Raw genomic sequence first — 13,999 nt, 5'->3', positions numbered from 1 at the left:
AATTAGAATCCATCAAAAAGGGGCGGAATTAATTCCGCCCCTTTTGATTTTTACAATATTTTTAAATTCTAATTTGCTGCAATTTGCTCGCTTAATTCCAACCATTCCATTTCTAATTCTTCTAACTGTGATTTAGTCTTTTCTAGCTGAATGGAATTTTCAGTCATCTGGTCTGCATGAATATCTGGATCTAAGAAACTGTCTTGTAATTTTTTCTTTGTTTCTTCTAGTTGTTTGATTTTATTTTCCATTCTAGAAAGCATTTTTTGCTGCTCTCTTGTTGGACCAGAGGTAGGAGCGGCTGGTGCTGAAACCACTTTTTTAATTTGCTCTGGAGCAACTTCTTCGGCATCTTTATCTAGTGCGATATCAGTATTTCCTACGTAAGCTCTGAAATCACTGTAGTTCCCAGGAAAGTCTGTTATATTACCAGACTGATTAAATACAAACAAATGGTCTACAATCTTATCCATAAAATAACGGTCGTGACTTACCACAATAATACAGCCTGGAAAATCCATTAAGAAATTCTCTAAAACATTTAGGGTAGGGATATCAAGATCGTTCGTAGGTTCATCTAGAATCAAGAAGTTAGGGTTTTGAATTAAAACCGTACATAAATACAATCGCTTACGCTCTCCACCACTTAATTTTTCTACAAAATCATGCTTCTTTTTATTGTCAAACATGAAACGTTCTAACAACTGGCTCGCACTAATTATTTTACCTTTGTTTAAAGGGATGTATTCTCCATATTCTTTAACAACATCAATGACTTTCTGACCAGGCTTTACGGTCATACCGCTTTGCGTGTAGTATCCTACTTTTACCGTTTCTCCAGTGACAATTTTTCCAGTATCTGGCGCAAGAGCGCCGGTAATCATGTTTAAGAATGTCGACTTACCAGTACCGTTTTTACCGATAATACCTAGACGTTCACCACGTAGGAAGTTATAGGAGAAATCGTTGATTAGATTTTTATCACCAAAGGATTTACTGATTTTATGTAATTCTATCACTTTAGTTCCCATGCGCTGCATGTTGATCTCTAGTTCTACCTTATGATCTTTACGGCGGTTATTTGCAGCTTCTTTAATTACGTAGAAATCATCGATACGCGATTTTGATTTGGTGCGTCTTGCTTTAGGCTGGCGACGCATCCAGGTCAATTCTTTTTTATAAAGCTGTTGTGCTTTTTCTTGATTGGTTTGCTCTATCTCAATGCGTTCTTGCTTCTTTTCTACATAATAGGAATAATTTCCTTTGTAGGTATACAATTGACCTTGGTCTAGTTCTATGATTTCATTACAGACACGATCTAAGAAATAACGATCGTGTGTCACCATAAGGATAGTATAGTCTTCTTGTTTGAAATAAGCTTCTAACCATTCAATCATTTCCAGATCCAGATGGTTAGTAGGTTCATCCATGATTAACAATTGTGGATCAGAAAGTAGCGCCATTGCCATTGCGATACGTTTCTTTTGTCCACCACTTAATTTACCTACTTTTTGAGTCAGATCATCTAGTCTTAATTTAGAAAGGATCTGACGGTATTTAGTTTCAAAATCCCATGCATTTGCCGCATCCATGGCATCCAGTGCCTTTTGCATCATGTCAGCATCGTCTGGATTTGCCATGCTATGCTCATAATCTGCAATGATCTTCATAGTAGGAACGTCACTGTCCAGAATGACTTCTTCAATAGTCATTTCTGGATTTAAGTTGGGTTCTTGAGGTAAGAACGCCATTCTCAAATCATTTCTATAAGAGACATTACCGCTATCTGGCTCTTCGGCACGAGTAATAATATTGAGTAATGTAGATTTACCGAAACCGTTTTTTGCAACAAAACCTATCTTCTGTCCCTGGTTGATACCTAAGGATAAGTCTTTGAAAAGGACTTTGTCTGCAAAGGCTCTGGATACGTTTTCTACGGTTATGTAATTCATTTTTATTCTGCTTAATTAGAGATTGCAATATTACGGCAGTATCATAATCTATTTCAACTTTTTATAGGTTCTTTTAGTAGGTAGTGTTCCGCTTTCGCGAAAGCGGAGACTTTAACAGCTCCTAAGGTAATATGCAGCATCCATTCACATACTAGACTAGGTGAAACCCTTTTTTTAATTGCAATAATTCTATATTTGCATCTTAAATTATTTAGTAAGCATGAGAAAGTCTTTAGGTATATCGTTATTATTCTTATTGTTACTCATTAGCTCATGTGTACCTACTCGTAAAATAACATATTTACAAGAATCAAAGCAATTTAAGAATGATTCCTTAATTACTTTTCAAAAAGTACAATCGCCTTATCGCCTCCAAATAAATGATATTCTAAGCATACAGATAAAAGCTCCTTTTGATCCAGAGCTAGTTTCTATGTTCAATGTATCTGGTGATACAAATGCAGGTGCTCAAGGTATGCAAGCTAATCAAGGTTCTCAAGGAGCTGGTTTATATTTCAATGGTTATACTATAGATCAAAGAGGAGACATAAGAGTACCTCAATTGGGTAAAATTAAAGCTTTAGGTCTGACATTAGAAGAACTGCGAGAACTTATAGAAAAGCGATTATTTACAGAGTATTTTAAAGATAATGCTAACTTGTTTGTAACTGTTAGATTAGGAGGTTTACGTTATGTGCTTACTGGCGAGGTAGGAGGAAAAGGAGAACAGGTTATTTTTAGAGATCAGGTCACAATCGTAGAAGCCATTTCAAACGGTGGTGGAGTTCCTATTACTGGTGATTTAACTAATGTTAGAATTGTACGTCAATATCCAGATGGTGTTAAAGTGCATCATTTAGACTTAACACAACTAGATGTTGTATACTCACCATACTATCTGATTCAACCTAATGATATGATTATAGTGGATCCATTACCACAAAAAGCAATAGGAACAGGAACAACAGGTCTTGCATCCTTTACGACTATCATTTCTATATTCACTACCTTGATAACCACTTTGTTATTTGTAACTAATTTATAATATGGAAGAGGAAGAAAGAGAAGTCAATTCCTTATCTGGAATTTTTGATATTCGTCAATTTCTAGTTAAAATACTCAAGTTATGGTGGCTTTTTGTACTTGTTATAGGTATAGGTTTATGTTATGCTTATTATAAAAATCAGTTTATACAAACGATACATTACGCGAGTTCTTTAATAAGTATAAAAGACAATTCTAATCCATTATTTACAAGTAATCAAAGTCTTACTTTTAATTGGGGTGGAACAACCGATAAGGTAACTACGGCTATAGTTCAATTTAAATCACGGACGCACGCAGAGAGCGTAGTAGATGAATTACAGTATTACATTAATTATATTAAAGAAGGTGAATATTATAATACAGATGCTTATAAGCAAACTCCTTTTTACATTTATTCAGACAGCAGTAAGGCGCAGATTTATGGTAAGTTTATAAGAATTAAGGTCATAGATCAAGAGGGCTTTGAGCTTTCAGCAAACTTTCCTAACTCAGATAGTACAGAAGGTTTTCATTATGGTCAGAAGAAAAGTGTTGCTGTTAATATACCTGTAGGAGATTGGAAACAACAATTTAAATTTGGGGACTCTATTAAACTACCATTTTTAAATGTTGTCATTGAAAAAAGAGAAAATACCATAGGAACTGGCGGAGAATGGTTGTTTAATTTTGGCAACTATTGGAATACAGTAAATAAGTATAAAAGCATTGCTATATTACAAAAGCCAGTAGGTTCTTCTATACTTGAATTGAGTCTGTCAGGTGGGAATAAACAACGATTGATCGATTACATCAATACCAGTTCTTTAATCCTAGAAAGAGGCGAATTACAACGCAAAAATAAATTTGCCGTAAGTACTATTAGATATATTGATAGCTCGCTTGTTTTACAAGAAAAAGCTTTAGAGAAGTCCGAACAGGATATGGAAGATTTTAAAGATAAGTCTCAAATGCTCGATGCTATCTCTCAAAATTCTGATTTCAATCAACGACTTACCGATTTTGAAATTCAAAAAAGAGGCTTACAGAGTAAATTAAATTATTATGATAATTTAAGAACTTACCTACAAAATAAGAAGGATTACACGCTTATTCAAGCACCATCAGTGGTAGGAATAGATGAAGGAAGTATATCTGAAGCTGTAACTAGATTAATTTTACTTTCTGAAGAGCGCAAAAAACGTGAATTTGCCATGCGATCTGACGCACCTATTTTTAGGGAGATAGATCGTGACATTGATGCCATTAAGGATATTATTTATGAAAACATCATTAGTTCAAAAGGGTTAATAAATAGAGAATTAAATGAGCTTTATAGCCAAATTAATAAGGTAGAAGCCCAAATTAAAAAATTGCCTAAAGAACAACAAGAGTATTTGAAAATACAACGCCAATTTACCATCGATCAAAATGCCTATAATGTTTTCAAAGCAAAAAGAGCCGAGGCAGAATTAGTTAAGGCAGCAAATGTGTCTGATATTTTTGTGATTGATGAGGCAAAAGATACTGGTGGTAGTGGTACTAGAAAAGATTCTAATATCAACTATTTAATAGCACTGTTAGTTGGACTTGCTCTTCCAATATCCATAGCTTTTGCTCTAACTATTCTAGATAATTTTATTAATTCACCTAAAGACATAGAAAAATTATCTAAAATTCCACTTTTAGGAGTTATAGGGAAAATGGATCATCCTACAAATCTTGTAGTAAAAGATAAACCTAAATCTACTATTGCAGAATCTTTTAGGGGAATACGATCTAGTTTGCACTTTATTTATGATCAAGAATCTGATTATGGTTCTCGCACCATAATGGTAACTAGTAGTGTTAGTGGAGAAGGAAAAACTTTTACTAGTATCAATTTGGCAACGGTATTTGCACTAAGTGGTAAACGCACAGTTCTCGTAGGAATGGATTTAAGAAAGCCTAAGATATTTGACGATTTTGAAATCGATAATGATTTAGGAGTTTCTAATTATTTAGTAAACGATTGCAGTCTTAATGAAATGGTACGATTTGCAGGGATGGAAAATTTAGATATTATATTATCAGGTCCTGTCCCACCAAATCCTAGCGAATTAATTGTTTCTAAAAGAGCAGAAATGATGATAGAGCAGCTCAAAAAAGATTACGATTACATTATTTTAGACACACCACCTTTAGGTCTTGTGGCAGACGCACTAGAAATAGCTAAATATGCTGACGCAAATTTGTACGTTGTACGACAAGGCTATACTAAAAAGGGAATGCTAGATGTGGTGAATGAAAAATACCAGCGCAAGGAAATTAAAAACCTAAGCATCATTTTTAATCATTTCAATGCAAAAGGCACCTATGGTTACGGCTATGGTTACGGCTATGGTTACGGCGCTTATGGGAATAGATATCATGAAAATGGTAAGAAAATCAGCTTGTTATCCAAAATAAGAAAGTTGTTTAAAAAAGGTTAATTGGGTAAAACTACTTTCGCGTAAGCAAATAATAAATCATTAATTGTGCATAACAAAAAGTAAAAGGGACCATTAAGGATAAAGTATCGAGAGATTATACTGTTAAACAATAAAAAAATGAAATATTATTTTAGTTGAGAGAATATTTATACATATCCTAGTGCAGGTTAAAAGTTAGTAGAATTATGAGTAGACAGCAAGAATGGTTATATGAAATAAAGCCCAAAGGTAAGTTTGTCGACTTGAACCTTAAAGAAATCTGGAGATATAGAGATCTTTTTGTGCTTTTTGTAAAACGAGACATCGTAACGGTTTATAAGCAAACCATTTTAGGGCCTTTATGGTTTTTAATCCAGCCATTACTTACTGCGGTAGTACTTACCTTAATCTTTAGCAATCTTGCAAATCTGGATTATGGCACCACCCCACCATTCCTCTTTAATTTAGCCAGTGTAATTTTATGGAACTATTTTAAAAAATGTTTAAGCATTTCAAGCACAACATTTACAGCCAATGCTTCTCTTTTTGGTAAAGTATATTTTCCTAGGATAATTGTACCATTATCTAAGGCCACTAGTGGCTTACTTGAGTTATTAATTCAGATGTGTATATTAGTTTTTTTTTACGTGTTTTATAAATATAATGGATCGATTTTAAAGCCTGGTGTTGAGGTCTTATTGTTTCCCTTTTTACTCATCATTATCATTTTACTAGGTGTAGGAACTGGGCTTGTATTAAGTGCTTTGACTACTAAGTATAGAGATTTGACAAATTTAGTCACTTTTGGATTATCGCTGTTAATGTATTTGAGTGCCGTACCCTTTACTATTCAAGAAGCGCAAATTAAATTGGGTAGCTATTCTTGGGTGATCGATTACAATCCGTTAGCCCATATTATAGATAGTTTTAGAAATGCAGTGCTAGGAACAGGACAGATAGATTACTCAGCTTTGGGATATGCTACTGTAGTCGCTCTTATAGCTTCATTTTTTGGTTTGGTGATTTTTAATCGTACGGAGAAAACCTTTATAGATACTGTATAATGAAAGATGATGTTATTTTAAAGGCTGTAAATATTTCTAAGCAATACCGCTTAGGATTAGTAGGTACTGGAACTTTAACTCATGACCTTAATAGATTATGGCACAAAATACGAGGTAAAGAAGATCCGTATTTACAAATAGGTGCAGTAAACGATCGCAGTGCGACGGCAAGCTCAGATTATGTATGGGCGTTACAAGATATCAACTTTGAAGTGAAGCGCGGAGAGATTCTAGGTATCATAGGTAAGAACGGTGCTGGTAAATCTACGCTATTAAAAATCCTTTCTAGAGTAACGAGTCCTACCACAGGAAGTATAAAAACAAAGGGTCGTATTGCCAGTTTATTAGAAGTAGGAACAGGTATGCATCCAGAACTTACCGGTAGAGAGAATATTTACTTGAATGGAGCTATACTAGGAATGACTAAAAGCGAAATAGCTAGTAAAATAGATGAAATCGTAGAGTTCTCTGGTTGTCAAATGTATATAGATACTCCTGTAAAACGCTATTCTAGCGGTATGCGTGTACGATTAGGTTTTGCAGTAGCGGCATTTTTAGAACCTGATATTCTTGTAGTAGATGAAGTTCTTGCAGTAGGAGATGCTGAGTTTCAGAAGAAGGCCATCGGTAAAATGAAGGATATTTCTAGTACAAGTGGTAGAACGGTTTTGTTTGTGAGTCATAATATGGCGAGCGTTCAACAGTTATGTACACGAGCAATCTTATTAGAAAATGGAGAAATAACATATTCTGGTGACACGAGTAAAACAATTAATAAATATTTAGTTCAAGATAGGTTGAAAGTTAAAGATGTAGACTTAAAAAAAATTATATCTAATCAAAAAGATAATGTCTTCAAGCTGAATGAAATAAAGGTGCATCAATTGAAAGTAAATAATTTAGTATTTTATACTCATAGGAATATTCATATTACTTATTCGTTCAATGTTTTAAAGGAAGTTATCGGATTGCGAATAGGCTTTGATTTATATGACATGAAATCAGGTATTATTCTTTGGAGATCTTATCATGATGATAACTCAAATGAATTTCAAACTGTAGCTCTAGGGAAGAGGTCACTGCATGTAAAAATACCAAAAAATTTATTAAAGAAGGGTGCATATTCTTTGAAGCCATTAGTTGGTATTCATAATAATCGTTGGATTATAAATGATGATAAATTATTGATCCATTTTGAAATTGAAAATACAGGAGGTGTTGATTCGGTTTATGCTGGAAATCGCCCAGGTGTGATAATGCCATTAATGGATTGGAAAATGCAAGATGTATAATAATCAAATTAACAAATGAATTTTAAAAATTTAAGATACCGATTAGCAAAAAAAATAATTTTTAAATTATCAGAATTTATCATAAGAAAGGATTTGTCTAAAACTGAAATAAAAAATCAGTCAAAAATTAATTTTTTAGACGGAAAGAGTTATTTGTTACATCCATTGAATAAGAATATTAAAATTAAGTTATATGCAGATAGTATACTTTCAAAATTAATTCTAGATGGTTTTGAGCAAAAAGAATTAGACTTTTTAAAAGTTAATCTAAGCACTGGTGACACATTTATTGATATAGGTTCTAATATTGGCTTATTTAGTTTAGTAGCGTCTGAGGTGGTCGGTAATACTGGTAAAGTAATTGCATTTGAGCCTAATCCTAAAACATATAGTCGCTTATTAGAAAACATTAAACTCAATGATATAAAAAATATAATTACTTATAATTTGGGTTTATCAGACTCAGAAAAAGAATTAGATTTCCACATCTCAAATAATGGCTACGATGCTTGGAATTCATTTGCAGCTGAACCATCAAAACTCCAAGAAAATATACGAGTAAAAGTTCAAACTTTGGATAGCCAAATTAGACATTTGGATGCTAAAAAGATTAAATTATTAAAAATCGATGTTGAGGGTTGGGAGAAATTTGTTTTGAATGGAGGCTCTAATTTTTTAGAAAATAATAATCCTATTTTAATTATAGAATTTGGTGAGGATAACACGCTCAATGCTAATTATCACGTGCAAGAAATTTTTAAAATAATGGAAGATTTAGGATATGCATGGTTTGATATACAAGATGATTTATCACTAAAGCAACATCGTAAAAAATTAAACTATCCATATTCAAATTTAATCGCCAAAAAACCTACATTTTAATAAGTTTTTCATTTATAAATATTCCATCTACTTGTAATAATTGCCCAGTCTTATCACTATAGAACCCTGGCTCAATTGACACCAGTTTAAAGTTGAGCGATTTTAAGTATGAAAGCATGTCTTCAAATGTTTTTTCTCCTAGGTAAAGTGGTATGATTGACATTTCTATTTGAATGACTTTGATGTTTTTTAAGTAGTCACGCCCACTTTCTAAAATATTATATTCATAGCCTTGAGTGTCAACTTTCAAATAAATATTATCTTCAACAGAGCAATATTCATTACATACATTTGATAATGTATCTATCGTAATTTCTTCTTTATTAATATAAATGGACTGAGGGGCATTTTTAGAATGAGATGGCAACATTTCTAACAAAGAACTACTAAATGAGTTTTTTGCGACATTTATAAATGCTTTTTCTTTTTTTAACCCAATCCCGATATTTACTACTTTCCAATTAGGCAATAATTCTGATTTAACTAAAATTTGATCATAAGGCTCTTTCATCGGTTCAAAAGACACAATATCTCCCTTATAATTTAATTTATTTAATTGCTCTACTGCATATTGACCACTATTTGCACCTATATCTAAAATCTTATTTATCTTGCAATGGTTTAGAATTTTTTTGCGTCTGGACAAATCATTTGAAAGTTTTGGGGTTTCAGCTAAATTAAATTGTTGAGTTAAAACTTTAAGTATTTTACGTTTAATACGATATATAGTCATAGATTTTAATTGAAGAGGGAGATTGATTCTAATTATTCTAACTAAGATAAACTCACAATTTATAAATTAATTATATATAATTATACAAATAGTTTAATTATAATTTGCTTAAACCTATTAGTAGATAAAGGATTTTATAAAGTTTAAATGTTAAGAAAGAACAAAGCGTGATATCTATTTCTATAATTACTATAAATTATAACAACGCTGTAGGACTAGAGCGCACGATAAAAAGCGTTCAAGAACAAACCGCTGTAGATTATGAGCATATCATAATTGATGGTAATAGTACAGACGGTAGTAAGGAATTAATTGAATTATGTAAAGAGCAATTCAGCTATTGGGTAAGTGAACCTGATAAAGGTATCTACCATGCTATGAATAAAGGTATAAAAGCTGCGAGTGGCGATTATTTACTTTTTTTAAATAGTGGCGATTATTTTTTTAAACCAAACTCTGTAAAGATTCTCCACGATCATGCGATTGAGACAAATTTTCCAGTTTTTGTTTATGGAAACATTGAAGTTAATGGAAATGATAAATGGATCAAAAAATATTCAAGTATATTAAATTTGGAATACTTTATTACTGAATCAATTCCTCATCCTGCTACCATAATATTGAAGGATCGTTTTCAGAACAATCTATACGACTCCAAATTGAAAATTGTTGCAGATTGGAAATTTTTTCTAATTGAAATAGGTGTTAAAAAGGCATCATATTCTCATGTAGATATGGTTATTTCAGTTTTTCACTTAGATGGTATTAGCTCTACATCAAGTAAATTATTAATTTCCGAGCGTAAAAAAGTAATTTTAAAATATGCGCCGCAATTCATTCGAAACCATTTGCAACATTTTGAGAAAAATGACAGTAAAAACAAATTTAATAAAGTGATAAAGAGGATACTTTTGTCAATTTTAAAAAGATAAAAATGATATCGATTATCGTTACGTGTTATAATCAAGCACTTTATATAGAAGATTGTTTAAAATCAATAAATAACCAAACCTTAGAGAGTTGGGAGTGCATAATAATTGATGATGGAAGTACTGACAGCTCTTTTAAAGTCATCAAAAACTTTATACAAGACGATAAAAGATTTACTTTAATTCGGCAGCAAAACTCTGGGGTTTCCATAGCAAGAAATACCGGTGTAGGTAAAACTGCATGGAAATATATTATAACTATAGATGGAGATGATAAGATTGCTCCATTTTATCTTGAAGAGGCTATAAACATATTAGAGAAAAATTCTAAAATTAAAATTGTGTACAGTGAAGCAGAGTATTTTGGCTTAAAATGTGGCAGGTGGAATTTAGAAGAATATTCATATAAAAAATTGCTATTAAAAAACATGATATTTAACGCAGCAATATTTAGAAGAGAGGATTTTTTACGAGTTGGAGGATTTGATGAGAATTTGACAAACGGTGTTGAGGATTGGGAATTTTGGATTTCGATTTTAAAGCTAAATGGAAAAGTGTTTAAATTGAACTCTATAGGATTTTATTATCGTATATTAGAGTCATCTCGAACATCTACATTTTTATTAGAGGATCCTGAATTTTCTTATCAGTATATTTTTAAGAAACACTTAGATACCTATGTCAAATATTATGGTTCATATCCTAAATTTCATAATGAAATAATAGTAGAAAAAATCAGGCTATTAGAACAATTGAGTAGCATAAAACATGCAGTTAATATTATTACTAACAAATTTTTAGGGGTTAGTTTTTTTCTAAAGCAGAAGAATCAATTCAAAAAATGGATGAAATAAATTTAGTTGAAGAAATTAAACTTGCCATAATAATTCCTTATTATAAAAAAACTTTTTTTTACGACACTTTACAATCGCTAAGTTCACAAACTAATAATAATTTCAATGTTTATATAGGAAACGACGCTAGTCTAGAAAATCCACTAGGAATTCTCCAAAACTTTTCTAATGATCTAAATATTGAATACACGGTATTTGAGTCTAACAAGGGCTCTACCTCACTAGTTTCCCAATGGCATAGATGTATTCAGTTAAGTAGAGAAGAAGAATGGATTCTTATTCTAGGTGATGATGATATATTAGAGAATACAGTTGTACAAGAGTTTTATAATCAATATGAGAATTTTAAAAATGTTTCGAATGTTGTCAGATTATCTTCAAGCTTAATAAATGCTAAAGGTCAAATTATATCCAAAAGGTATAGTCATCCTAAATTGGAAAGCCCAATCGATTCATATTTAAGAAAGTTTTTCTATCAAACGAGAAGTTCCCTGTCAGAGCATATTTTTTCAAAAAGAGCTTTTTCAAAATTCGGATTTTTTGATTATCCACTAGCTTGGCATAGTGATGATCGAGCTTGGTTGGAATTTTCAAATGGTAAACCCATCTATAGTATTGATAAGAGTCAAGTCTACATTAGGTTATCCTCGGAAAGTATTTCTGGAACTAACATGAATTATCTGAAAAAGAATAAAAGCAAATTTTTATTTAGAAAGTATGTTATTGATAATTATTTAGAGCAACTGAGCAAAAAGCAAAGATTAATTTTATTCCGTAATTATGAGCTTCTTTTGGTTCATAATGAGCCAATTAATACCATACGGTGGAGAAATCATTTTAAATTTTACTTTGAAAATTTCAATTTAAAATATTTTTCAAAATTTTTATTCCTTTTTTTTAAACATGGAATAGTTAGATTTTTCAAAAAAAATTCACAGATTAGGCAAAATTATCATCATGAAGTTTGATCTAATTTCCATAATCATCCCATGTTACAATCGTGAAGACTTAATTCTAGAGACCTTAAATTCTGTAGTGCAGCAATCTTATCAAAATTGGGAATGCATTATTGTAGATGATGGATCTACAGATGCTAGTGTTGACGTGGTAAAAGCCATTTCAAAATTTGAGTCTAGGATAAAAATTTATAGTAGACCTCAACATTGGACTAAAGGCGCAGCATCATGTCGCAATTTTGGGATACAACATTCTAGTGGTGAACTCATATGTTTTTTAGATAGTGATGACTTATTTGATAAAAATCATTTAGAAATTCACATTAACTTTTTAAATCATAATTCCAACTATCAAATGTCAGTTTCCAACGCTCGAGTTTTTGATGGTAATTCTCTTGTGACTTCTGTATATCGGTCTAATATAGTTCCAGTTAGCAACAAACCTTATGAAGATATGGTTTGTCATTTTATGGCTTGGCCTATTTGTGCTGTCATGTGGCGCAGGCATTTGTTGATAGAAAAACCATTTAAGGATTATTTGTGGAGTTCAGAAGATTGGGTATTACATTTAGAACACATATTAGCAGGAGCAAAATTTAAAATATTAAATCAACCTACAAGTTATGTAAGAAAACATTTAGTGCAAACTAGAACTCAAATTAGTTCTATAAAATATCAGTCAACTGTTAATTCAAGATTATTTATTTATAACAAGCTGAAAGAATTAAATAAATTGACAAATGATTGCGAATTTATGTTGATCGGAGATTTGATTAGACCTTTACGAGAAATTAGCCGTTATCGATTTTATAAACAGGCTTTGCAATCTAGTTTGAAACTGATTTTTATGAATATGAGTTTTTTTTACAAAATCCAAGTTTTAAAAGTGGTTTTTGTCTCTGTGCCAATAATGTTATTAACTGGAAAAGGAGAGTCGCTTTTTAAAGTAAAAAAACATGTATAAAATATCCATCATAACCATCAACTACAACAATGCTTCAGGTTTAAAAAAAACCTTAGAAAGTATTGCAGTTAATTCTCAAAAAATTGATGTGCAACTTATTGTGATAGATGGCGGTTCTAGTGATGGCTCTGTAGAGGTTATGAATTCTTTTACTGATATTATCACTTACTCGATAAGCGAGCCAGACAAAAGTGTCTATGATGCGATGAATAAAGGCATAGAAAAAAGTAGTGGAGATTATATTTTATTTCTCAATAGTGGCGACCATTTTTATGCTGACTCTAGTTTAGAACAAGCGATGCCACAACTTACAGTAGAAGATATCATTGCTTATGATATAGAACTAGTAGGTGTACAAAAACGAATTAAAAAACATCCAGATTTCATAAAAGCTTCATTCTTATTCAAACAAACACTAGCGCATCAATCTGTTTTTATTAATAGAGATGTGTTTTCAAAAGTTGGATTATACGACACGTCATTAAAAATCACTGCCGACTGGAAGCTTTTTATAGACGCCATTATTAAAAATCAAGCAACTTATAAAGCGGTGCATCAGGTCCTCTCTACTTATTATATGGATGGAATGAGCTCCACAACAGCAGGTTTGCAGTTAGGACAGCAGGAGCGTGAATTCATACTTCGTAGAGATTATGCATTGTTTTACGAAGATTATGAGCAGTTAAATTATATGAATATCCCTAGATTTAAATTACTCAAAACTCTTGAAAACACCTCTATAAGGAGAAAGTTAACTACTGCATGGTTGCGTGTTTTGACTTGGTTGGGTTAATGAGTACGCTTTCACGAAAGCGATAACAACACCATTATTTTACCTTAATAAGAAAGCAATAAGATGAAAAAGCATCCTTTAAGTGATAAAAAATTAGGTTATTTGTA

The 13,999-nt window shown here is 31.8% G+C and carries 12 protein-coding genes; 10 read left to right on the top strand and 2 right to left on the bottom strand.

Translation table 11 applies throughout. The features are described from left to right. Positions 1–68 precede the first annotated feature (68 nt). The gene (locus ACTF54_RS03110; RefSeq protein WP_438968739.1) at positions 69–1,952 is read right to left on the bottom strand and encodes an ABC-F family ATP-binding cassette domain-containing protein; all 1,884 of its coding nucleotides are present in this window, start codon (positions 1,950–1,952) and stop codon (positions 69–71) included. Positions 1,953–2,172: 220 nt separating this feature from the next. Here ACTF54_RS03110 and ACTF54_RS03105 point away from each other — a divergent pair, with 220 nt between their 5' ends. The 5 genes from ACTF54_RS03105 (at position 2,173) to ACTF54_RS03085 (ending at position 8,663) form a co-directional block, all read left to right on the top strand. After that, entirely contained in the window at positions 2,173–2,997 is an 825-nt protein-coding gene (locus ACTF54_RS03105) for a polysaccharide biosynthesis/export family protein (protein ID WP_438968738.1), read from the top strand. A 1-nt stretch (position 2,998) separates the two neighbouring features. After that, entirely contained in the window at positions 2,999–5,446 is a 2,448-nt protein-coding gene (locus ACTF54_RS03100; protein ID WP_438968737.1) for a polysaccharide biosynthesis tyrosine autokinase, read from the top strand. 185 nt (positions 5,447–5,631) lie between these two features. Continuing rightward, positions 5,632–6,489 (top strand): ABC transporter permease, encoded by an 858-nt coding sequence (locus tag ACTF54_RS03095; RefSeq protein WP_438968736.1) that lies wholly within the window; start codon positions 5,632–5,634, stop codon positions 6,487–6,489. Continuing rightward, positions 6,489–7,781 carry an ABC transporter ATP-binding protein gene (locus tag ACTF54_RS03090; RefSeq protein ID WP_438968735.1) on the top strand — a complete coding sequence of 431 codons (1,293 nt, stop codon included), beginning with the start codon at positions 6,489–6,491 and terminating at the stop codon, positions 7,779–7,781. Before ACTF54_RS03095 ends, ACTF54_RS03090 begins: the two co-directional genes overlap by 1 nt. 15 nt (positions 7,782–7,796) lie before the next feature. Further along, on the top strand, positions 7,797–8,663 hold the full coding sequence (locus tag ACTF54_RS03085; RefSeq protein WP_438968734.1) for an FkbM family methyltransferase: 867 nt from the start codon (positions 7,797–7,799) through the stop codon (positions 8,661–8,663). Here the strand turns inward: ACTF54_RS03085 and ACTF54_RS03080 are convergent. Beyond that, positions 8,653–9,396, bottom strand: coding sequence for an FkbM family methyltransferase (locus tag ACTF54_RS03080; RefSeq protein WP_438968733.1), 744 nt, complete (start codon positions 9,394–9,396; stop codon positions 8,653–8,655). The two genes, ACTF54_RS03085 and ACTF54_RS03080, sit on opposite strands and share 11 nt — an antisense overlap. 167 nt (positions 9,397–9,563) lie before the next feature. Between ACTF54_RS03080 and ACTF54_RS03075 the strand changes: the two genes are divergently transcribed. Genes ACTF54_RS03075 through ACTF54_RS03055 form a run of 5 tightly spaced genes read left to right on the top strand, consistent with a single transcriptional unit; the run spans position 9,564 to position 13,892 of the window. Next, positions 9,564–10,328: a glycosyltransferase family 2 protein gene (locus ACTF54_RS03075; RefSeq protein WP_438968732.1), complete on the top strand. Its 765-nt coding sequence runs from the start codon at positions 9,564–9,566 to the stop codon at positions 10,326–10,328. A 2-nt stretch (positions 10,329–10,330) separates the two neighbouring features. Next, the gene (locus ACTF54_RS03070; protein WP_438968731.1) at positions 10,331–11,179 is read left to right on the top strand and encodes a glycosyltransferase family 2 protein; all 849 of its coding nucleotides are present in this window, start codon (positions 10,331–10,333) and stop codon (positions 11,177–11,179) included. Beyond that, entirely contained in the window at positions 11,167–12,147 is a 981-nt protein-coding gene (locus ACTF54_RS03065) for a glycosyltransferase family 2 protein (protein WP_438968730.1), read from the top strand. The genes ACTF54_RS03070 and ACTF54_RS03065 overlap by 13 nt, the downstream gene beginning before the upstream one ends. Continuing rightward, positions 12,137–13,099, top strand: coding sequence for a glycosyltransferase family 2 protein (locus ACTF54_RS03060; protein WP_438968729.1), 963 nt, complete (start codon positions 12,137–12,139; stop codon positions 13,097–13,099). Before ACTF54_RS03065 ends, ACTF54_RS03060 begins: the two co-directional genes overlap by 11 nt. Beyond that, on the top strand, positions 13,092–13,892 hold the full coding sequence (locus tag ACTF54_RS03055) for a glycosyltransferase family 2 protein (RefSeq protein ID WP_438968728.1): 801 nt from the start codon (positions 13,092–13,094) through the stop codon (positions 13,890–13,892). Before ACTF54_RS03060 ends, ACTF54_RS03055 begins: the two co-directional genes overlap by 8 nt. Positions 13,893–13,999: the final 107 nt, after the last annotated feature.

Origin of the sequence: Nonlabens sp. (assembly GCF_965657255.1) — a bacterium.
In the GTDB taxonomy this organism is placed as follows: Bacteria; Bacteroidota; Bacteroidia; order Flavobacteriales; family Flavobacteriaceae; genus Nonlabens.
Note: the sequence above shows the minus strand (reverse complement) of the source record. Positions and strands in the feature narration are given on the sequence as shown.

Coding starts and splice junctions, on each gene's coding strand:
- ACTF54_RS03110 (WP_438968739.1), bottom strand. CDS start 1,952: ATGAATTACATAACCGTAGAAAACGTATCCAGAGCCTTTGCAGACAAA.
- ACTF54_RS03105 (WP_438968738.1), top strand. CDS start 2,173: ATGAGAAAGTCTTTAGGTATATCGTTATTATTCTTATTGTTACTCATT.
- ACTF54_RS03100 (WP_438968737.1), top strand. CDS start 2,999: ATGGAAGAGGAAGAAAGAGAAGTCAATTCCTTATCTGGAATTTTTGAT.
- ACTF54_RS03095 (WP_438968736.1), top strand. CDS start 5,632: ATGAGTAGACAGCAAGAATGGTTATATGAAATAAAGCCCAAAGGTAAG.
- ACTF54_RS03090 (WP_438968735.1), top strand. CDS start 6,489: ATGAAAGATGATGTTATTTTAAAGGCTGTAAATATTTCTAAGCAATAC.
- ACTF54_RS03085 (WP_438968734.1), top strand. CDS start 7,797: ATGAATTTTAAAAATTTAAGATACCGATTAGCAAAAAAAATAATTTTT.
- ACTF54_RS03080 (WP_438968733.1), bottom strand. CDS start 9,396: ATGACTATATATCGTATTAAACGTAAAATACTTAAAGTTTTAACTCAA.
- ACTF54_RS03070 (WP_438968731.1), top strand. CDS start 10,331: ATGATATCGATTATCGTTACGTGTTATAATCAAGCACTTTATATAGAA.
- ACTF54_RS03065 (WP_438968730.1), top strand. CDS start 11,167: ATGGATGAAATAAATTTAGTTGAAGAAATTAAACTTGCCATAATAATT.
- ACTF54_RS03060 (WP_438968729.1), top strand. CDS start 12,137: ATGAAGTTTGATCTAATTTCCATAATCATCCCATGTTACAATCGTGAA.
- ACTF54_RS03055 (WP_438968728.1), top strand. CDS start 13,092: ATGTATAAAATATCCATCATAACCATCAACTACAACAATGCTTCAGGT.